Origin of the sequence: Agrobacterium sp. 33MFTa1.1 (genome assembly GCF_004328495.1) — a bacterium.
Lineage (GTDB): Bacteria > Pseudomonadota > Alphaproteobacteria > Rhizobiales > Rhizobiaceae > Agrobacterium > Agrobacterium pusense.
This window is the reverse complement of the sequence record NZ_CP036358.1, coordinates 1,339,302-1,356,660: the sequence shown is the minus strand read 5'-3', so window position 1 is coordinate 1,356,660 and position 17,359 is coordinate 1,339,302. Positions and strand designations below refer to the sequence as shown.

The following is a 17,359-nucleotide window of genomic DNA, read 5'->3' as shown; positions in this document are numbered from 1 at the left end:
CGATCAGATCGGCGCCTTGGGATAGGCTTTTTCAAGGCCGGCGGAAGCCGTCAGCCCCTTACGGAAGGCGAGATAAGCAGGATGCTGGCTTGCCTTCGCAATTTCCGCGAGGCGGATTTGCAGGCGGGCAGGGGCGTGGCCACCCAGCCATTCACCGGTGGCTTCAAGCTTCAGGCTATTAAGAAAACGAGCGCCGGCCTGCTGGTCGAGATAAAGGTTAAGGCCTGCCAGCAGGTTCTCGTCCTGCAGCGCGTTCTCCATCAGCAACGACACCCATGCCTTATCCTCACTCGCAAGCGAGGTCAGTTTCGAAGCAACAGTTTCACGGTCGGGGAAAGAGGATGTCTGCATGTGGGACTCGCATCGTTGCTGTTTGACCATGGTCGATAAAGCAGCGGTCGCAGCCATTCAAGATGGCTTTCAGCGGAAGAATTGCGACAGCAACGTGCCCGCGTCCGCCGTTTTCAACAGGTGTTTGTATGAAAGCTTTAAAAAACGGTTACACTTTAGCCTAAATTGCGGCGAGGACAGAAATGGCACTGTTTTCAGCGTCGCGCTAACGCTTTGTTTTTTAACATACCTATGCAAAGCGCGAATGGCAGCCCGTCGAAAACGCCTTCATTTAGCCGCTTTTTGCATTTGCCTTCCGCGCCGGATTTTAATAAATGCTTCCTCCACGGGCCGGGTCTTGAAGATCCCCCGGAGAGTGAATAGCTGGAGTAATCATGGAAGAAACCGCTCAGAAATCCTGCTGGGGCGTCACGTTGCGCGCACTCGCAGGCTTTGCCGCTTTTCTCGCATTGACGTACATTTTTGGCAGCCCATAAGCATCTCTCCTGATTGACGGGTTTTGAAACGGCGCGGTTTTCCTCTGGAAACCGTGCTGTTTTCGTTTCCGGGAGGCCCATGTCGCAGCTGCAAAAGCCGGTGCCGCTCTTTTGTGGCGATAAGTTCCAGCTTTGGATATGATGTGACGGAATCCATTACGCAGGAAAAACTCAATGTTTCTTTCGGTCTTTGACGTCTTCAAGATCGGTATCGGTCCTTCCAGTTCGCATACGATGGGACCGATGACGGCGGCCAACCGCTTTCTGGCGCTGATCCTCAGCGACGAGTGGCCGCGCCCCGCCGGTGCCGCCGTCGCGCGCATGAAGGTCAGCCTGCACGGGTCTCTCGCCTTCACCGGCATTGGTCATGGCACCGGCCGGGCAGTCATTCTCGGCCTGACCGGCGAGCGGCCGGACCTTGTCGATCCCGACGCGATGGACGCCATCATAGAGGCGGTGGAGAAGGCCGGTACGGTTACGCCGCCCGGCCATCCGACCTACGAGTTCAGGACGGCCGAAGATCTCGTCTTCGACAAGAAGAACCCGCTGCCAGGCCATGCGAACGGCATGACCTTCTCCGCTTTCGATAACCAGGGCAGGCTGCTGGTCAAGCGCATCTATTATTCCGTCGGCGGTGGCTTTGTCGTCACCGACACGGAACTGGAGGCGATCAAGCAGCGCGGCAAGACCATCGATAACGGCCCGCGCGTGCCCTATCCTTTCGCCACGGCGAAGGAAATGCTGGAAATGGCCGCGCGGTCCGGCCGCACCATCGCCCAGATGAAACGGGCGAACGAGGAGACGGTTGTTTCGCGCGAAGAGCTGAATGAACGGCTGGACCAGATCTGGGACGCGATGAACGGATGTATCGAGCGCGGGCTGAAGGTGGACGGCATCATGCCCGGCGGCCTCAAGGTGCGTCGCCGCGCCCGTTCGATCTATGAAAAACTGAATGCGGAATGGCGTAGCAACCGGTTGAATCCCGTCATGGCGAATGACTGGTTGAGCGTCTATGCCATGGCCGTGAACGAAGAAAACGCGGCCGGCGGCCGTGTCGTCACCGCGCCCACCAATGGCGCTGCGGGCGTGGTGCCGGCGACAGTGCGGTATTTCCGGCATTTCCATGAGGATGCCACCGTCGACGACGTGCGGGACTTTCTCCTCACGGCGGCAGCGATTGGCGGCATCATCAAGCATAACGCGTCGATTTCCGGCGCGGAGGTGGGCTGTCAGGGGGAAGTGGGATCGGCTGCGGCCATGGCGGCTGCAGGTCTTGCGGCGGTGATGGGCGGATCGCCCGAGCAGATCGAGAATGCGGCGGAAATCGCGCTCGAACATCATCTCGGCATGACCTGCGACCCGATCGCCGGATTGGTGCAGGTGCCCTGCATCGAACGCAACGCACTAGGCGCGGTCAAGGCGGTCACGGCGGCGTCGCTGGCGCTGAAAGGCGACGGTCAGCACTTCGTGCCGCTGGATGCCTGTATCGAAACCATGCGCCAGACCGGCAACGACATGAGCGAGAAATACAAGGAAACCTCAACCGGCGGCCTTGCCGTCAACGTTGTGGAGTGTTGAGCGGGCTGGGCGCCCGGCATGTCCGGCATGCTTGACGCCCGCCGCAAAAAGGCATTGATAGAGACATGCCTCTACATCTCATCAAACTTTGCGTCGGCGCGGATTCACTCCAGGACCTGAGGGATTGGGTCGCGCAGCGATCGCTCACCGCCATGGCTGCGGGCCTGGAGCCGCACAGCGTCCACACCACCCGCATGATCCCCAAACGGGTAGAGGAACTGCTTGAAGGCGGCTCACTCTACTGGGTCATCAAGGGGCAGGTGCAGGCTCGACAGAAGCTGCTCGATATCCGTTCTTTCAAGGGAGACGACGGTATTTCGCGCTGCGATCTCGTTCTCGGACCCGAGGTGATCGAGACCTCACCTGCGCCGAAGCGGCCGTTTCAGGGCTGGCGCTACCTGAAGGATGACGAGGCGCCGCGCGATCTCGGGGGTGGAGGAGGCGGCGAGGACATGCCTTCCGATCTCAGGCGCGAACTGGCCGAACTTGGTCTGCTCTGACGCATGATGGACGAAAATGAAAAAGCCGGCCCCTTTTGGTGGCCGGCTTTTTTATTTGGGGAGACGGGTTGGTCAGTTGATGCCGCCGACTGCATTGGTGGCGCGGCCATCCTGAATTTTCACCCAGCGACCCGGGTTGGCGGTGTCCTGACGCTTCAGATAGGTATATTCGGTTTCCGACCAGTTCATGACCTTGTTGCGCATATTGTCGAGAACGAAGTCGCCACGGTCGGTGCGAACGGTCAGAACGGCATGGCCTTCGCCATTCGGCTGCAGAACGACGGTGATCAGCAGGTTGGAGGCGGAGAAACCCTTGTTCATCAGCATCTTGCGCTTCAACAATACGAAATCTTCGCAATCGCCGACGGTGGTAGGATAGGCCCAGCGTTCTTCGACGCCGTAGATTTCCATGTCGGTCATCGGCGTGATCGTGGTGTTGACGGTGTAGTTGACGTCAAGCATCGTCTTCCAGCGCTCTTCCGTCAGCTTCATCGGGCCATTGTCCAGCGAAGTCGGCTGGCACTCGCTCTGATAGGTCTGGCAGAATTCATAGTGGCCGATCGGTGGATTGGCCTTGCCGATGACGCGCATGACCGCTGCCGGCGATGCGCTGGCCTGCTGTGCGAAGGCGCCGACGATGAACGCGATCAGGATGAAAACGATACGGTTGTTGTTCATTGCTTGTCTCCCCGTGTTGAGGAGACATTCGCAGGTATTTTTTGACCCGGCGGAAATTTGCGTGGCGCAATTTGAGCTTAAATTTCAGCAAATTAGCCGATGTTTTGAACTGTATTTGAAGTGTTTTTTACACGTGTTTGAAGCAAATTTTATTAGAATTTTACGCATTCCGGCTTTAGGCTTTTGGTAGCCATTTATGCCGCTGTATCGACAGCGATTTTTCGTTCGCAGGTGTTTTCATACCCATGTTCATCGCCGTAGCGGAAGCGGGCGATGTAGGGGATTTCCCGTTTTGGGATAGGTGTTCCTTGCTGGCGCGCGTCGAAAAAGCGCCGAAAAAAACTTCAAAAAAACTGCTTTTTTCTCGAAAAAAGTTCGGACGGCGTGTTGCAGGCTATGTCGGTGCCCCGGTCGTGCCGCAAATTATCAAGGGGAGCGTTCCTGTCGGGACGTTGTTTGGGCGACAGGTCGAAAGCGGAAAACTGCGTCCGCGGACTTGTTTTTGAAAGGGGATATCCGCGTCGCGAACACACGCCGACCGGATTTTCGGGCAGGGACGAGGAGGCGATGCTGCGGTAAAGGTGCGTTGAAAAAGCCGCCCGGTCCCGACTGCCCATCACGGTGCGATGGACTGACTGCAGCCTTGTACGCTGCCTGACTTCACGCTTTGCGGGGAATGGCGTCGGGCCGTGCGGGGCCTTTTTAAAGAAACTCGATCAATGCGTCGGGTGACTGGACACGATCGAATTCAACGGCGACGCCTTCCATGAAGTGACGCACGATCTTGCCACTCATGTTTTTGCCAAGCTGGACGCGGCTTCCGAGCGGCGGCCGGTGTTCGATCTCGATTGCTGCGCCCGAGAGCGACAGGTCGATCAGGCGGCAGGCGACGAGCATGCCGTCTTCGAGAACCAGCTGCGCCCTGGCATTGCGCGGCGTCAGGCGGTCGTGGCGACGGTCTTCCGGCAGGCCCAGTAACTGACGCTTGGCGATCCATGCGAGCTGGGCGGCGAGCTTTTCGCGTTTGCGCTCGGGCGCATTGATGGCGATGAGGAAACCGGATGCCGTCAGCGACGTCACCGTGCCTTCGATCCGGCCGATATGCTGGAGATAGGCGATGACGCGATCGCCATTGCGGGCGATACCCGGGCAGGTGAATTGCGCTCTCTCGGCGGTCATCTCGGTGGCGGTGCAATCATATTCTTCGTGATCGGGCAACATGAGGCGGCCGTTGAAGGACACACGCACGGCGTCGTCAAGGCGAACTTCCTCAACCGGGCGCAGAATTTGGGCGGTGTTGACCGAACGGGACGAAAACATGGGCAGCGCAAATTGTAATGAATGATGATCGTCCGTTTCTACCCTGTGCGAGTTAACAGACTGTATTGCCTAATCTCTACAATTTTTCTAATCGACCAAATCGTTACGTTTCGTTGCCCCGCGCTCCGTGCGGCCATGGGCTTTCAGCATCGCTTCGTCGATCCTGGACGCCTCAGCATCTACCCGTTCGTAATGCGGCTGCGGCATTGGCCGAATATCCGGCCGGGGTGATGTCCATACGCAGCAGCCGGCTGCTTTTCATCGACAGACAGTGTATCGGCACCATCAATGTGTGGTGCCGTGGCTGCTGTGGAAGCAGCGCGCCGAGGAGCCGCGGGGCGACACCTGCTTCCGTGCGCAGTGGCAGCAGCAGCATTTCGAACGCCAGGGGTTCATCGCCGTAGCCGTCGTCAGCATCGATGTCGAAGACCACGGGCAATTGATGTTGCAGGATGCCGAGCGCCACGCGACAGGGAAAGGACGCGCCGGCCGCCGGCCAGAGTTCTGAAAACGGGCGGTCCCGCAATTCGCGGCCGAACAGGTCGCAAAGACGGGTGCCGGCAAGACGGAAGAAGGGTGTTTCCTCTCCTTTGTCTGTCAGGATGAAAAGGTCGCCGAGATGAGTCTTGAGCTTCGAGGGTTCAATGTCCTCGCGGCGTGGAGCGGCGCTCTTGCCGCGCAATTCATCCCAATAGGCGTATATCTCCAGTCCGGCCATGCTCTTCATAGCATCTCTCCATGTTCGTTTTTGGGACATCATGTCCATCCGAACGTCTGTATCTGGAGGTGTAGCGATTTTCGTGCCAACTGGATTTGTTAAGGTTAACAAAGGGTTGATATTGCCTGACGGCATTTGTCGTGGCATCGGTGCGGCCCTGTCGGGGAAAGCTCCTTCAGCACGATTTAATGGCCCCGCCCGTTCTTTTACGGTGGGCCTGCAAGCCGGACCGTTTTTGGCCTGGCGCCTTTTCCGGTTACGGTTCCGGCGTCGCGCGCTTCGAAGGCGGGACGGCTTTTTTTTCTTTCAGGCTTCCTATATTGCTCGGGAAACGCAAAATTCGACCAAGACAGGGATGAACCATGTCCTACGAGGACGGCGAACAGCCGCCGGTTTCGGAAACGCCGGAGCCGAAAGACGATGCGAACAATCCCGTCTTCAATCTGCCATCGCTGCTGGTGGGCATCCTGGTCGCGCTAATCGTTGCTTATGTCGTTCCCGCCTATCTTCTGTCGGAGGAAGGCAATGGCTGGTTCATCTTCACCTTCGGCTTCATTCCGCTGCGTTATGCGGTGCCGTTTTCCCAGCAGGGGCTGGAATGGCTGTGGACGCCGGTGACCTATTCTTTCCTGCATGGCGGTATCGAGCATATCCTCTTTAACGGATTGTGGCTGATGGCCTTCGGCGCGCCGGTTCTGCGCCGGATCGGAACAGTGCGTTTCGTGCTGTTATGGTGCATTTCCGCCGCCGTTTCGGCCTTTGGTCACGCGGTTCTGAACTGGGGGGACGTGACGGTGCTGATCGGAGCGTCCGGTGTCGTTTCGGCGCTGATGGGAGCGGCCTGCCGGTTCGCCTTTCCGGCGCGGGGCGGATATAGCGCGTCTTTCGGCCATCTGATGCCGCGGCAGAGCATTCTTGCGGCGCTCTCCAACCGTACGGTGCTGATCTTCACGCTGATGTGGCTGTTCGGCAATGTGCTGATTGCGGTCGGCGTGCCGCTGTTCGGCGATGTCGGCGGTCAGATCGCCTGGGATGCCCATGTTTTCGGGTTTCTGCTCGGCTTCCTGTTTTTCGGCCTTTTCGATCGCCCGTTACGCTAGGCCGATCACGCTCCTTGTCGGGCGTGGCGCAAATTTGCTTTCGGGCGTCCCATCCGGGATTGCATTCACGCGGGCCTCAGCGCACCATACCTCATGATTTGCAACCGCCGGGGGAGACTGCGGCACTGCGGATCGCTGCAAAGAGGAGGAAGGCATGCCAACATTCGTAAAGGATCTTCTCGACCGCAAGGGCCGGGACGTCGTGACTGTCAATCCTGAGGTCAGCATCGGTGAGGCGGCGACCACGCTGCACGCACATAAGATCGGTTCCGTCGTCGTGACCGATGGCGATGGTGTCGTTCTCGGCATCTTCACGGAACGCGATCTCGTAAAGGCCGTGGCGGGCCAGGGTGCCGCTTCTCTCCAGCAATCCGTTTCAGTGGCCATGACCAAAAATGTCATCCGCTGTCACCACGATTCCACCACCGATGAGCTGATGGAAATCATGACGGGCGGGCGCTTCAGGCATGTGCCGGTCGAAGAGAATGGCCGTCTTGCCGGCATCATCTCCATCGGCGACGTGGTGAAGGCGCGGATCGGCGAAATCGAGGCCGAAGCGGAGCATATCAAGGCTTATATTGCCGGGTGAATTAGTGTCCTCTCCCTCATTCCTGTGCTCGTCACAGGAATCTAGTCAGCCCAAGTCCTTGGGCTGATGGGAGTTCCTACCGCCACGCAGACGCGCATCAGCTGGATTCCCGTGACAGGCACAGGAATGAGGGAGCTTCTCGCCTCACCGCCGGAACGCCTGCTGCATGCGCTCCAGTTCCGGAATGCGTGCGCGCGTTTCCTGATATCCCCGGTCGATGGCTTCACTGGCGCGATGGAATTCCGACAGTCCGATATCGTTGATGCGGGGATGAAGCATCAGATCGGGCGGATCACCTGCAAGACGCGAGCGCGATATCCTGTCCTGGATGATGTTGAAGGCCTGCACCATGACGCCCGGCAGGCCGGGGCGCGGCGCGCTGTCGTGCGGTGCGCCGCCGGGCGGTGCAGCGGCGTGCTTGACGACGGCGGAGCGGCCGAAGAGATCGTAATTGAGGTTTACAGCCACGACCAGCGCCTGCTCATAGGCCCGGCAGACCGAAACCGGCACGGGATTGACGAGGGCGCCATCGATGAGGGTGCGGCCGTTGCATTGCACGGGTTCGAAGATGCCGGGCAGCGCATAGGATGAACGCAAGGCGGTCACGAGATCACCCTGATGAATCCAGACTTCATGACCCGTGCGCAACTCCGTCGCGACGGCGATGAAGGGATGATCGAGGCTTTCGACGCGCAGCCCTTCCAGATGCTCCTGCATGCGTTTTGTGAGCCGCATTCCGCCGAAGAGCCCGCCGCCGCCGATCGTGAGATCCAGCAGGCCGGCAATGCGGCGCATCGTCAGCGAGCGGGCGAATTCCTCAAGCTCATCGAGCTTGCCGGCGAGATAACATCCGCCAACCAGCGCGCCGATTGAGGTGCCGGCGATCATGCCGATCTTGACGCCCGCTTCATCGAGGGCCCGCAGGACACCGATATGGGCCCAGCCCCGGGCTGCGCCACCGCCAAGCGCGAGCGCTATCCGGTGTTTATCGACGATCTGTGTAACGGGCGGTTCATTGCCGATGACGTCGGTATTACCCGCCGCAAGGTGGTTCTGACGATTTCCCCATCCCAACATGACCGCACTCCCTGCCAGTTCTTCGGGTTCCGCCCTTGGCCCCGGAACCCGCTATATTGGTAGCAAATTGGTGCGGCCGATGGAAGGCGGCGGTTTATGTGCCTGAATAGGTCGTCGCCGGATCGAAATGGCGCCTATCGTCGGTGATTTTCGTCACCGCCTGGCCATCAGCCAGTTCGACCGTGCGGTAGAAGCAGGAGCGGCGGCCGGTGTGGCAGGTGGCATCGTGGCCGGCGACCGAGACCTTCAGCCACACGGCGTCCTGATCGCAATCGGTGCGGAATTCCTTCACGGTCTGCAGGTTGCCCGACGTTTCGCCCTTCTTCCAGATCTTGTCGCGCGAACGGCTGTAATAGTGGGCGATGCCGGTCTCAAGCGTCAGCGACAGGGCCTGTGCATTCATATGGGCGACCATCAGCAGTTCGCCGTCGCGCGCATCGGTGACTACGGCTGTGACGAGGCCGTGGGCGTCGAATTTCGGCGAAAAGAGACCTGCGTTTTCAAGCGCTTCCTTGTCCGCGGGCGCGGACGGAAAGGGAATGGACATGGCAACCTCGGAAAATCATCTGGCGGAACGATGAGAGGGGCGGATGAAACGGACGAGTGCCCGCCACTCTGAATTTTCTTGCGCATCGGATTTTCCGAAAGCCGCATTACGGCTTTCGGGCCGGTGCTTAACGGTTCCGCACCATGGTCATGAAGCGCACCTGTTCGGCCGGGTCGTTCTTGAACGTGCCGGTAAAGGAGGTGGTGAGGGTGGTCGACCCCTGCTTGTTGACGCCGCGCATAGACATGCACATATGTTCGGCATCGATCATGACGGCCACGCCGCGCGGTTTCAGGGTTTCCTCAATCGATCTTGCGATCTGCGCGGTCATGTTTTCCTGCGTCTGCAGGCGGCGGCCGAAGATCTCGACAACGCGGGCGATCTTCGACAGGCCAAGCACGCGACCGGCCGGAAGATAGGCGACATGCGCCTTGCCGACGATCGGCACCATATGGTGTTCGCAATGGGAGAAGAACGGAATGTCGCGCACCAGCACCACATCGTCATAACCGCCGACTTCCTCGAAGGTCGTGCCGAGCACGTCCTGAACATTCAGCTCGTAACCGGCAAAAAGCTCGCGATAGGCTTTGGCGACGCGCTTCGGCGTATCCAGAAGTCCTTCGCGGGCGGGATTTTCTCCAGCCCAGCGCAAGAGAACGCGCACTGCTTCTTCCGCTTCGGCTTGGCTCGGGCGAGCTTCGGCCACGTCGGGTTTTGCGCCAGCGCCGGGGAAATTCTTCACGATCGCATCCATTCCGTCTCTCCCGATGCGGGTAAAGGCCGCACCTGAATTCGTTTTACATCGCGAACCCATGTTCGCAGTTGCTGCTATCTGGTTGTTTTATAGCATTTTGGCAAGGCCGATGCTGTTTTTTCGGTATCGGAGCCGTTAATTTGATCACGGCTTGATGTCCAGAAAGCTCGTTAGCATATAATGAGAATGAAGGGCAGGAAAGCTTCACTGCGACAAACGCTGTGTTAGAAAAATTTGACCTGTCCTGTTTTGGGCATTCTTGAGCGCGCCGGGCACCAATGATGGACGATATCTACAATAATCGCATTCTGGACTTTGCCGGAAATATCCCGCTCATCGGCGTTCTTGAGGATGCTGACGCCAGCGCCGAGAAACACTCCCGGCTGTGCGGTTCGAAGCTGAAGGTCTATCTGAAAGTCGAAGACGGTATCGTAACGTCGTTTTCGCACGAGGTGCGTGCCTGTGCGCTCGGCCAGGCCTCCGCCTCCATCATGGCGCACCACATCGTCGGGGCCTCCAGCGGCGAAGTCCGGCAGGCGCGGGAAGACATGCTTGCCATGTTGAAACAGGGCGGCGATGGCCCGACGGGCCGTTTCGAGGATATGCGCGTTCTGTCACCGGTCAGGGATTTCAGGGCCCGCCACGCCTCCACCATGCTGACCTTCGAAGCCGTGGTCGATGCGCTCGACCAGATCGAAGGCCGGCAGGCTCTCGACGCCGCGGGTTAGGCAATGTGCGGCGAACCGGGCTGCCGGCACCAGCAGACCGAGGTGAAATCCGGGCGATCACGTAACTGGACGGGCAGCTTTGCCAGGACGCCAGGACGGCTTTTCGGTGTCGGCTTTATCAGGCTTTATCAATTGACGCTTTCCGGCTTCATCGGAAACTCCTGCCGCCATATCCCCACCTGTTCGGAATATGGCTACGAGGCGATTGCCCGCCACGGGCTTTGGGCCGGCGGCTGGATGACGCTGTTTCGTGTGGCGCGCTGCGGACCGGGCGGCACAAGCGGTCTGGATCCGGTGCCGGAAGTACTTGATGGAAGCAGGCGCTGGTGGATGCCGTGGCGCTACTGGAGCCGACATCGATGAATGACTATGTGGCCCTGCTGCACAGCATCGTTCTCGGCGCGGGCAAGCGGCTTGTCATGGCCGATCTCAGGGCCTTGGCGGAAGAGCTGGGATTTACCGACTGCAGGACGCTTGTCGCGACCGGAAATCTTGTTTTTCGCGCTGAAGCGGCACCTGTCCGCGAGATAGAGGACAGGCTGGAGCGCGCCTTCGAAGATCGCTTCGGCAAACATGTCGATATTCTCGTTCGTTCCGGCGGCGACTGGCTGAAGCTGGCGGCGGACAATCCCTTCGCCAAGGGCAATCCGCCGGATGTCTGCGTGCGGGTGATGCGTGAACCGCTTGGCGAAGGTATCCTTGGATTTCTCGATAAGTACCGCCGACAGGAGACGATCGCCGTAATCGGCGGTGACTTGTGGATCGATTTCAAGGGCAAACCGAGCGAGAGCAGGCTGCTGTCTGCGCTGACCACAAGAAGGCTCGGTATCGGCACGACGCGCAACGCGAACACGGTCAATGGTCTCGCGGAAATGCTTCGCTGAGCGGCCTTCACCTTTGACTGCAATGGCAAAAGCCTTTATCAGCCTGCGTGCCCGCCTGTCGCGGGCAAATCATTATTCCAACACCACCCGCATTCGTTGGCGGGACTGGACAGGAGCACTAGACGATGTCTGAAGCCGTTTCCCTTACATTTCCCGATGGTTCCGTCCGCAGCTACGCCCCCGGCACGACCGGCCGCGAGGTTGCCGAATCCATCTCCAAATCGCTCGCCAAGAAAGCCGTCGCCATAACGCTTGATGGCACCCTGCGCGATTTGTCCGACACCATCACCGATGGCAAGATCGAGATCGTCACGCGTGAAGACAAGCGTGCACTTGAGCTCATCCGCCACGATGCCGCCCACGTCATGGCCGAGGCCGTGCAGGAACTGTGGCCCGGCACGCAGGTGACGATCGGCCCTGTTATCGAGAACGGCTTTTATTACGACTTCGCCAAGAACGAGCCCTTCACGCCGGAAGATCTGCCGAAGATCGAAAAGCGCATGAAGGAGATCATTCAGCGCAACAAGCCGTTTACCCGTGAAGTCTGGTCGCGTGAAAAGGCCAAGGAAGTCTTCGCCGCCAAGGGCGAGAATTACAAGGTCGAGCTGGTCGATGCGATTCCGGAAGGTCAGGACCTGAAGATCTATTATCAGGGCGACTGGTTCGATCTTTGCCGTGGCCCGCATATGGCTTCCACCGGCCAGATCGGCACTGCCTTCAAGCTGATGAAGGTGGCCGGCGCCTATTGGCGCGGCGACAGCAACAATGCAATGCTGTCACGCATCTATGGCACCGCCTGGGCGACGCAGGAGGAGCTCGATAATTACCTTCACGTTCTGGCCGAAGCCGAAAAACGCGACCACCGCCGTCTCGGCCGCGAAATGGACCTGTTCCATTTCCAGGAAGAAGGTCCGGGCGTCGTGTTCTGGCACGGCAAGGGCTGGCGCATGTTCCAGACGCTGACGGCCTATATGCGCCGGCGGCTCGCCAACACCTATCAGGAAGTCAACGCGCCGCAGGTGCTCGACAAGTCGCTGTGGGAAACCTCCGGTCACTGGGGCTGGTATCAGGAAAACATGTTCGCGGTGAAATCCGCCCATGCCTTTACCCATCCCGATGACGAGGAAGCCGATCAGCGCGTCTTTGCGCTCAAGCCGATGAACTGCCCCGGTCACGTGCAGATTTTCAAGCATGGCTTGAAGTCTTACCGCGAAATGCCGGTTCGTCTTGCTGAATTCGGCAATGTGCACCGTTATGAAGCGTCCGGCGCTTTGCACGGCCTGATGCGTGTTCGTGGCTTCACGCAGGATGATGCGCACGTCTTCTGCACGGAAGAGCAGATGGCGGCGGAATGCCTGCGGATCAACGATCTGATCCTTTCCGTCTACGAAGATTTCGGCTTCAGCGAAATTGTCGTCAAGCTCTCCACGCGCCCGGAAAAGCGCGTTGGTTCCGACGATCTGTGGGATCGCGCCGAAAGCGTGATGATGGAGGTTCTGAAGACCATTGAGGAACAGTCGGAAGGACGCATCAAGACCGGCATCCTGCCGGGTGAGGGTGCCTTCTACGGACCGAAGTTCGAATATACCCTGAAGGACGCCATCGGCCGCGAATGGCAGTGCGGCACGACGCAGGTGGACTTCAACCTGCCTGAGCGTTTCGGCGCCTTCTATATCGACCAGAACTCGGAAAAGACGCAGCCGGTGATGATCCATCGCGCCATATGCGGCTCGATGGAGCGCTTCCTGGGTATCCTGATCGAGAACTTCGCCGGTCACATGCCGCTGTGGTTCGCACCGCTCCAGGTCGTGGTCGCGACGATCACCTCTGATGCGGATGATTATGGTCGTGAGGTTGCGGAAGCGCTGCGCGAAGCGGGCATGGCGGTCGAGACCGACTTCCGCAACGAAAAGATCAACTACAAGATCCGCGAGCACTCGGTGACCAAGGTTCCTGTCATCATCGTCTGCGGCCGCAAGGAAGCGGAAGAGCGCACCGTCAACATCCGCCGTCTCGGCTCGCAGAACCAGACATCGATGTCGCTTGAGGAGGCAATCACCAGCCTCGTGGACGAAGCGACGCCGCCGGATGTGAAGCGCAAGCTTGCGGCGAAGAAGCAGGTTGCCTAATAACAGTTACGGCCCCTTCGGGGGCCGTTTTGTTTGTGGGGATGTGCGGGTAATTTCACTGCCAAAGGCGACGCATTCACCTCCGTTATCCCGGACTAGATCCGGGGCCAGCGCGATCAAGTCGTTGATCGCGAAAGACTCTCTTCACGACGACAGACGCGTCGTCGCTGGATACCGGATCAATTCCGACATGACGGAGGGATGTGGGTGACGCCTACTCAAAATCCCCGGACATCTCTTCCGGCGCCTGATCCTTCATGAGCACTTCCACATCCGAATCCCGGCCTGAGGTTACCTTGAAATTGCGCTGGTAGACCTTGTCCTTGTTGCGGGCGATAGCGGTATATTCACCTTCGGCCAGCACCATGGTCGAAAAGGCGCTGACGCTTTCATTGACAACGTCACCGCCGCCGTTCAGCACCGACCAGGCTGTATCGGCAATGGCTTCGCCGCCCGCTTCGGATACCAGCTTGAGAGTGATCTGTGCCGCCCGGTGCTGAAGGGTCGCTTCTGTCAGCTTGCCGGCTTCCACCTGGATATCGGCGCGCACGGAGGCGTTGGCGTTACCGTATTGGGAAACGACGTGATATGTGCCGGCATTGAGGCGCACGATGGTGTTCGGTTTAACGTCTTCCATAACCAGCCCGCGTTCGCCATCGGGACGGGCGTCGGAGGAATAGATAGCGAATTTCAGCTGGTTGGCGGAAATCTGCTTGTCGGACCCTGCAACGGCGTTCAGCACGAAACCACCGGCATCGAGAATCAGCACCTGTTTCTGGACGCTGCCGGAGGCAGGCACGTTGAGCTTCTTGGTCACCCCTGCGCGGCCGAAAGCGACGTTGACGAAATATTCGCCCGGCACCAGATGGAATTCCGCCGAGCCGCCCTCTGAGCTTGCCAGCATCGGCAATTTACCGTCGGTGCCGGGGATGGGGCTGAATACGCGCCAGGACAGGCCTTCCTTCACCGCTTCGCCTTCGCCGGTCAGCTTGGCTTCCATGACTATGTCGCGGGCGGTGCTAGTCGGCGCGTTGGGGGCGGAGGGAGCGGTGAAAGCATTGAGTTTCGGCATTTTCGGCGTGCCGCCGAGTTGCTTGAAGTCCTTGAAGGCGTCCTGCGAAAAAGCAGCTTGCGATAACAGGCCAAGCGCGGCACATGCAATGGTCAGACGCGCCGCGATTTTGATTGCCGACATTTTCGATACCGATTGACTTCTTGATTTTCCCGGATCACTTCAAAACCAATGCCGTGGCTATTTCAAGGCCCATGTTTTTGCGATGACAGCAGAATGGAAGATTATTGATCATGACAAGTGATATCAAGCTCCTCGATTACCTCAGGGTTCGCCGTTCCACGCCGGCCCTGCAGCTTGCCGAGCCGGGACCTTCGAAGACGGAAATTGAAGACATCCTGCGGCTCGCCGTGCGCGTGCCTGACCATGGTAAGCTTGCGCCGTGGCGTTTCGTGGTTTTCCGCGGCGAGGAGCGCGTCCGTCTCGGTGAAACGGCGCTTCGGATCGCACTCGAAAAGAACCCGGACCTCGACCTGCAGCAGCAGGAAGCCGAGCGCACCCGCTTGACCCGCGCACCCGTCGTCATTGCCGTCATCAGCACTGCAAAGCCGCATTTCAAGATTCCGGAGTGGGAACAGATCATGTCGGCCGGCGCGGTGTGCCTCAATCTCATCTTCGCAGCCAATGCCAGCGGTTTCGCAGCGAACTGGCTGACGGAATGGCTCGCTTTCGATCCGGCCTTTCTCGCGGAAATCGACGTCGATGCGGCGGAGAAGGTCGCCGGGTTCATTCATGTCGGTTCGACGACATTCCCGCCGGTGGAACGGCCTCGGCCGGAGCTTGCCGATGTCGTCACCTGGGTTGGGGACGTCTGATGTTCTACACCACGGACACCAACCAGCACGGCCTGCCGCATGATCCGTTCAAGGCCATCGTCGCGCCGCGCCCGATCGGCTGGATCGGCTCGAAGGGCAGGGAAGGTTCCCTCAACCTCTCGCCCTATTCCTTCTTCAACGCGATTTCGGACCGGCCGAAGCTCGTGATGTTCTCCTCCAGCGGCAGGAAGGACAGTCTGCGCAATGTCGAGGAGACCGGCGTCTTTACCGCCAATCTCGTCAGCCGCCATCTGGTAGACCGGATGAATGCGTCTTCTGCACCCGTCGCTTATGATGTCGATGAATTCGCCCTTGCCGGTCTTACCGCTGTCGATGGCCGCGTGGTGGATGCGCCTTTTGTGGGTGAGGCACTGGCGGTTCTCGAATGCCGGGTAACCCAGATTCAGCAACTCAGGGACATTGACGGCGAGCCAGCGGATTCCTGGATGGTCATCGGTCAGGTCATGGCGATCCACATCGATGAAACGATCATTCACGATGGGCGCATCGACATGGGACTTGCCCGTCCCGTGGCGCGCATGGGCTATATGGATTACTGCGATGGCGGCAGCGATGTATTCCAGCTGCAGCGCCCCTCTACTGCGCCGTAAATATAGGCCTTCTTCGCCGAGGGTTAATTTTTATGGTGAACCAAACGTAAACCATTTGCGCCTAGAGTTTTATACATGGTGGCGGCGATGATGCCGCCATCCATTGTATGAATGTGTTTCGAGGCTCAGGTGATCGTACAGGCATTTCTTCGCTGGTCTGAAAAGGCTGGATCGACCGAGCGGGCGAATGCCGCCAATGCTCTCGGCCGTGCCTATCTGCATTCCGGCATGGCGCGCGAAAACCGCGATGCTGCCTATATGGCGATGACCTATCTTCTCGACGATCCTTCGCCGCGCGTGCGGCTGGCGCTTGCCGAAGCGCTTGCGGACGCCCATGATGCGCCGCGCGCCATTATCGTTTCCCTTGCCGAAGACCAGCCGGAAATCGCCTGCACGGTAATCGCCCGTTCGCCGGTTCTGGCCGAGGCCGATCTGGTCGATCTGGCGGGGCGTGGTGAAAGCTTGACCCGCGCGCTCATCGCCGCCAGGCCCGGCCTGCCGCGCGGGGTCTGCGCCGCACTTGCGGAAGTTGGCGACCTGCCCGAAACCACCATCCTGCTAGAAAATGACGAAGCCTTCATCACACCGTTTTCGCTCCGGCGCATCGCCGAACGTCACGGTTGCGACGCCGATATCCGTGATCTCCTGCTCCGCCGCGAGGCCTTGCCTGCCGATGCGCGTCATCTGCTTGTGGGCCGCGTGAGCGAGGCACTTGCGGATTCCGCGCTGGTTCATGCGCTGATCACGCGCAACCGCGCCGACAGTCTTTTCCGCGAAGCGGAAGATTCCGCCACCATCCTGATCGCATCGAGCGTTTCCTCGCCGGAACTGCCGGCACTGGTGGAGCATCTGCGCCAGAGGCTGGAGCTGACGCCCGCATTGCTCATCCATGCCGTCTGTTCGGGCCGGCTTGAGTTCTTCACGGCGGCCATGGTCAATCTCTCCGGTCTTGATGACCGCAAGGTGCGCGCCATTCTGGCCACGGGCCGGCCGCATGCGCTGAAGGCGCTGTTCCAGTCCATTGGTCTGTCGGGCGACGTCGTTGACGTCTTCAGCGAAGCGACGCTGATGTGGCGCCGTGCCACCCGCTCGCAGCTTCCTGAGGCGGCCGCCTCCGTCTCTGCCGAACTGCTGTCGCATTTCCGTGACGTGAGCGGTTCCGAAACGCTGTTCGAACTGTTGCACGCGGTGCGCAAGCTGAGCATTGCGGAAGAACGGCAGAAGGCGAGATATTATGCGCAGGCGCTGGCGGTGGAGGCGGCGTGAGGTCGGGTTAATTTTCGGCTGATACAAATCGCATGAGTATCATAATTTTCCCGGAAGGGGCATCCTCTCATCCTCATCCCTGTGCTTGTCACAGGGATCCTTCCAGCCCAAGTCCTTGGGCTGGAAGGACTCTCTCCGCCGCTGAGACGCGCGTCGCTGGATTCCT

Annotated in this window: 20 protein-coding genes; 12 read left to right on the top strand and 8 right to left on the bottom strand. The window is 59.3% G+C overall.

Annotated elements, in window-relative coordinates; all coding sequences use genetic code 11:
- Window positions 1-3: 3 nt before the first annotated feature.
- Window positions 4-351: a hypothetical protein gene (locus EYD00_RS06870; protein WP_004442278.1), complete on the bottom strand. Its 348-nt coding sequence runs from the start codon at window positions 349-351 to the stop codon at window positions 4-6.
- Between the two features lie 650 nt (window positions 352-1,001).
- Between EYD00_RS06870 and EYD00_RS06860 the strand changes: the two genes are divergently transcribed.
- Window positions 1,002-2,405, top strand: a complete 1,404-nt coding sequence (locus EYD00_RS06860) for an L-serine ammonia-lyase (RefSeq protein WP_004442275.1) — start codon at window positions 1,002-1,004, stop codon at window positions 2,403-2,405.
- Between the two features lie 65 nt (window positions 2,406-2,470).
- Window positions 2,471-2,905 (top strand): DUF1489 family protein, encoded by a 435-nt coding sequence (locus EYD00_RS06855; RefSeq protein ID WP_004442274.1) that lies wholly within the window; start codon window positions 2,471-2,473, stop codon window positions 2,903-2,905.
- Between the two features lie 72 nt (window positions 2,906-2,977).
- On the opposite strand, the gene EYD00_RS06850 is transcribed toward EYD00_RS06855, so the two are convergent.
- Complete coding sequence (locus EYD00_RS06850; protein WP_004442271.1) at window positions 2,978-3,583, bottom strand: transglutaminase-like cysteine peptidase; 606 nt, start codon at window positions 3,581-3,583, stop codon at window positions 2,978-2,980.
- Window positions 3,584-3,828: 245 nt separating this feature from the next.
- On the opposite strand from EYD00_RS06850, the gene EYD00_RS06845 reads away from it, so the two are divergent.
- Window positions 3,829-4,089, top strand: coding sequence for a hypothetical protein (locus EYD00_RS06845; RefSeq protein WP_113394563.1), 261 nt, complete (start codon window positions 3,829-3,831; stop codon window positions 4,087-4,089).
- 196 nt (window positions 4,090-4,285) lie between these two features.
- Here the strand turns inward: EYD00_RS06845 and EYD00_RS06840 are convergent, their stop codons facing one another.
- Window positions 4,286-4,903: a PilZ domain-containing protein gene (locus EYD00_RS06840; protein ID WP_004442270.1), complete on the bottom strand. Its 618-nt coding sequence runs from the start codon at window positions 4,901-4,903 to the stop codon at window positions 4,286-4,288.
- 172 nt (window positions 4,904-5,075) lie between these two features.
- Window positions 5,076-5,630: a PAS domain-containing protein gene (locus EYD00_RS06835; protein ID WP_004442267.1), complete on the bottom strand. Its 555-nt coding sequence runs from the start codon at window positions 5,628-5,630 to the stop codon at window positions 5,076-5,078.
- A 353-nt stretch (window positions 5,631-5,983) separates the two neighbouring features.
- On the opposite strand from EYD00_RS06835, the gene EYD00_RS06830 reads away from it, so the two are divergent.
- On the top strand, window positions 5,984-6,721 hold the full coding sequence (locus EYD00_RS06830) for a rhomboid family intramembrane serine protease (RefSeq protein WP_004442265.1): 738 nt from the start codon (window positions 5,984-5,986) through the stop codon (window positions 6,719-6,721).
- A 154-nt stretch (window positions 6,722-6,875) separates the two neighbouring features.
- Entirely contained in the window at window positions 6,876-7,310 is a 435-nt protein-coding gene (locus tag EYD00_RS06825) for a CBS domain-containing protein (protein WP_004442263.1), read from the top strand.
- Between the two features lie 144 nt (window positions 7,311-7,454).
- On the opposite strand, the gene EYD00_RS06820 is transcribed toward EYD00_RS06825, so the two are convergent.
- The 3 genes from EYD00_RS06820 to folE form a co-directional block, all read right to left on the bottom strand.
- Entirely contained in the window at window positions 7,455-8,387 is a 933-nt protein-coding gene (locus EYD00_RS06820) for a patatin-like phospholipase family protein (protein ID WP_004442259.1), read from the bottom strand.
- A 94-nt stretch (window positions 8,388-8,481) separates the two neighbouring features.
- A complete protein-coding gene (gene hisI / locus EYD00_RS06815) occupies window positions 8,482-8,934 on the bottom strand; it encodes a phosphoribosyl-AMP cyclohydrolase (RefSeq protein ID WP_004442257.1) in 453 nt (150 codons plus the stop codon).
- Window positions 8,935-9,061: 127 nt separating this feature from the next.
- Window positions 9,062-9,688, bottom strand: a complete 627-nt coding sequence (gene folE / locus EYD00_RS06810; RefSeq protein WP_003495569.1) for a GTP cyclohydrolase I FolE — start codon at window positions 9,686-9,688, stop codon at window positions 9,062-9,064.
- A gap of 281 nt (window positions 9,689-9,969) precedes the next feature.
- On the opposite strand from folE, the gene EYD00_RS06805 reads away from it, so the two are divergent.
- The 4 genes from EYD00_RS06805 (at window position 9,970) to thrS (ending at window position 13,429) form a co-directional block, all read left to right on the top strand.
- A complete protein-coding gene (locus EYD00_RS06805; protein WP_034499140.1) occupies window positions 9,970-10,416 on the top strand; it encodes an iron-sulfur cluster assembly scaffold protein in 447 nt (148 codons plus the stop codon).
- 3 nt (window positions 10,417-10,419) lie between these two features.
- Window positions 10,420-10,779, top strand: coding sequence for a membrane protein insertion efficiency factor YidD (gene yidD / locus EYD00_RS06800; RefSeq protein WP_004442241.1), 360 nt, complete (start codon window positions 10,420-10,422; stop codon window positions 10,777-10,779).
- Window positions 10,776-11,300: a DUF1697 domain-containing protein gene (locus tag EYD00_RS06795; RefSeq protein WP_004442236.1), complete on the top strand. Its 525-nt coding sequence runs from the start codon at window positions 10,776-10,778 to the stop codon at window positions 11,298-11,300. Before yidD ends, EYD00_RS06795 begins: the two co-directional genes overlap by 4 nt.
- Before the next feature lie 125 nt (window positions 11,301-11,425).
- Window positions 11,426-13,429, top strand: coding sequence for a threonine--tRNA ligase (gene thrS / locus EYD00_RS06790; protein ID WP_004442234.1), 2,004 nt, complete (start codon window positions 11,426-11,428; stop codon window positions 13,427-13,429).
- A gap of 214 nt (window positions 13,430-13,643) precedes the next feature.
- Here the strand turns inward: thrS and EYD00_RS06785 are convergent, their stop codons facing one another.
- On the bottom strand, window positions 13,644-14,624 hold the full coding sequence (locus EYD00_RS06785; RefSeq protein ID WP_004442231.1) for an RgsD C-terminal domain-containing protein: 981 nt from the start codon (window positions 14,622-14,624) through the stop codon (window positions 13,644-13,646).
- Window positions 14,625-14,734: 110 nt separating this feature from the next.
- Here EYD00_RS06785 and EYD00_RS06780 point away from each other — a divergent pair, with 110 nt between their 5' ends.
- The 3 genes from EYD00_RS06780 to EYD00_RS06770 all read left to right on the top strand — a co-directional run bounded on the left by EYD00_RS06780 (window position 14,735) and on the right by EYD00_RS06770 (window position 17,193).
- Window positions 14,735-15,316, top strand: coding sequence for a nitroreductase family protein (locus EYD00_RS06780; RefSeq protein ID WP_004442229.1), 582 nt, complete (start codon window positions 14,735-14,737; stop codon window positions 15,314-15,316).
- Complete coding sequence (locus EYD00_RS06775) at window positions 15,316-15,927, top strand: flavin reductase family protein (RefSeq protein WP_004442227.1); 612 nt, start codon at window positions 15,316-15,318, stop codon at window positions 15,925-15,927. Before EYD00_RS06780 ends, EYD00_RS06775 begins: the two co-directional genes overlap by 1 nt.
- A 111-nt stretch (window positions 15,928-16,038) precedes the next feature.
- Window positions 16,039-17,193: a DUF2336 domain-containing protein gene (locus tag EYD00_RS06770; RefSeq protein WP_034498979.1), complete on the top strand. Its 1,155-nt coding sequence runs from the start codon at window positions 16,039-16,041 to the stop codon at window positions 17,191-17,193.
- The last annotated feature ends 166 nt before the right edge of the window (window positions 17,194-17,359 follow it).

Bases quoted from the DNA above. Each gene is read 5' to 3' on its own strand.
- folE (WP_003495569.1), bottom strand. From the start codon at position 9,688: ATGGATGCGATCGTGAAGAATTTCCCCGGCGCTGGCGCAAAACCCGAC.
- EYD00_RS06855 (WP_004442274.1), top strand. From the start codon at position 2,471: ATGCCTCTACATCTCATCAAACTTTGCGTCGGCGCGGATTCACTCCAG.
- EYD00_RS06775 (WP_004442227.1), top strand. From the start codon at position 15,316: ATGTTCTACACCACGGACACCAACCAGCACGGCCTGCCGCATGATCCG.
- EYD00_RS06780 (WP_004442229.1), top strand. From the start codon at position 14,735: ATGACAAGTGATATCAAGCTCCTCGATTACCTCAGGGTTCGCCGTTCC.
- EYD00_RS06850 (WP_004442271.1), bottom strand. From the start codon at position 3,583: ATGAACAACAACCGTATCGTTTTCATCCTGATCGCGTTCATCGTCGGC.
- EYD00_RS06835 (WP_004442267.1), bottom strand. From the start codon at position 5,630: ATGAAGAGCATGGCCGGACTGGAGATATACGCCTATTGGGATGAATTG.
- EYD00_RS06795 (WP_004442236.1), top strand. From the start codon at position 10,776: ATGAATGACTATGTGGCCCTGCTGCACAGCATCGTTCTCGGCGCGGGC.
- EYD00_RS06860 (WP_004442275.1), top strand. From the start codon at position 1,002: ATGTTTCTTTCGGTCTTTGACGTCTTCAAGATCGGTATCGGTCCTTCC.
- EYD00_RS06770 (WP_034498979.1), top strand. From the start codon at position 16,039: ATGTGTTTCGAGGCTCAGGTGATCGTACAGGCATTTCTTCGCTGGTCT.
- hisI (WP_004442257.1), bottom strand. From the start codon at position 8,934: ATGTCCATTCCCTTTCCGTCCGCGCCCGCGGACAAGGAAGCGCTTGAA.
- EYD00_RS06845 (WP_113394563.1), top strand. From the start codon at position 3,829: ATGTTCATCGCCGTAGCGGAAGCGGGCGATGTAGGGGATTTCCCGTTT.
- EYD00_RS06785 (WP_004442231.1), bottom strand. From the start codon at position 14,624: ATGTCGGCAATCAAAATCGCGGCGCGTCTGACCATTGCATGTGCCGCG.
- thrS (WP_004442234.1), top strand. From the start codon at position 11,426: ATGTCTGAAGCCGTTTCCCTTACATTTCCCGATGGTTCCGTCCGCAGC.
- EYD00_RS06805 (WP_034499140.1), top strand. From the start codon at position 9,970: ATGGACGATATCTACAATAATCGCATTCTGGACTTTGCCGGAAATATC.
- yidD (WP_004442241.1), top strand. From the start codon at position 10,420: ATGTGCGGCGAACCGGGCTGCCGGCACCAGCAGACCGAGGTGAAATCC.
- EYD00_RS06840 (WP_004442270.1), bottom strand. From the start codon at position 4,903: ATGTTTTCGTCCCGTTCGGTCAACACCGCCCAAATTCTGCGCCCGGTT.
- EYD00_RS06830 (WP_004442265.1), top strand. From the start codon at position 5,984: ATGTCCTACGAGGACGGCGAACAGCCGCCGGTTTCGGAAACGCCGGAG.
- EYD00_RS06825 (WP_004442263.1), top strand. From the start codon at position 6,876: ATGCCAACATTCGTAAAGGATCTTCTCGACCGCAAGGGCCGGGACGTC.
- EYD00_RS06820 (WP_004442259.1), bottom strand. From the start codon at position 8,387: ATGTTGGGATGGGGAAATCGTCAGAACCACCTTGCGGCGGGTAATACC.
- EYD00_RS06870 (WP_004442278.1), bottom strand. From the start codon at position 351: ATGCAGACATCCTCTTTCCCCGACCGTGAAACTGTTGCTTCGAAACTG.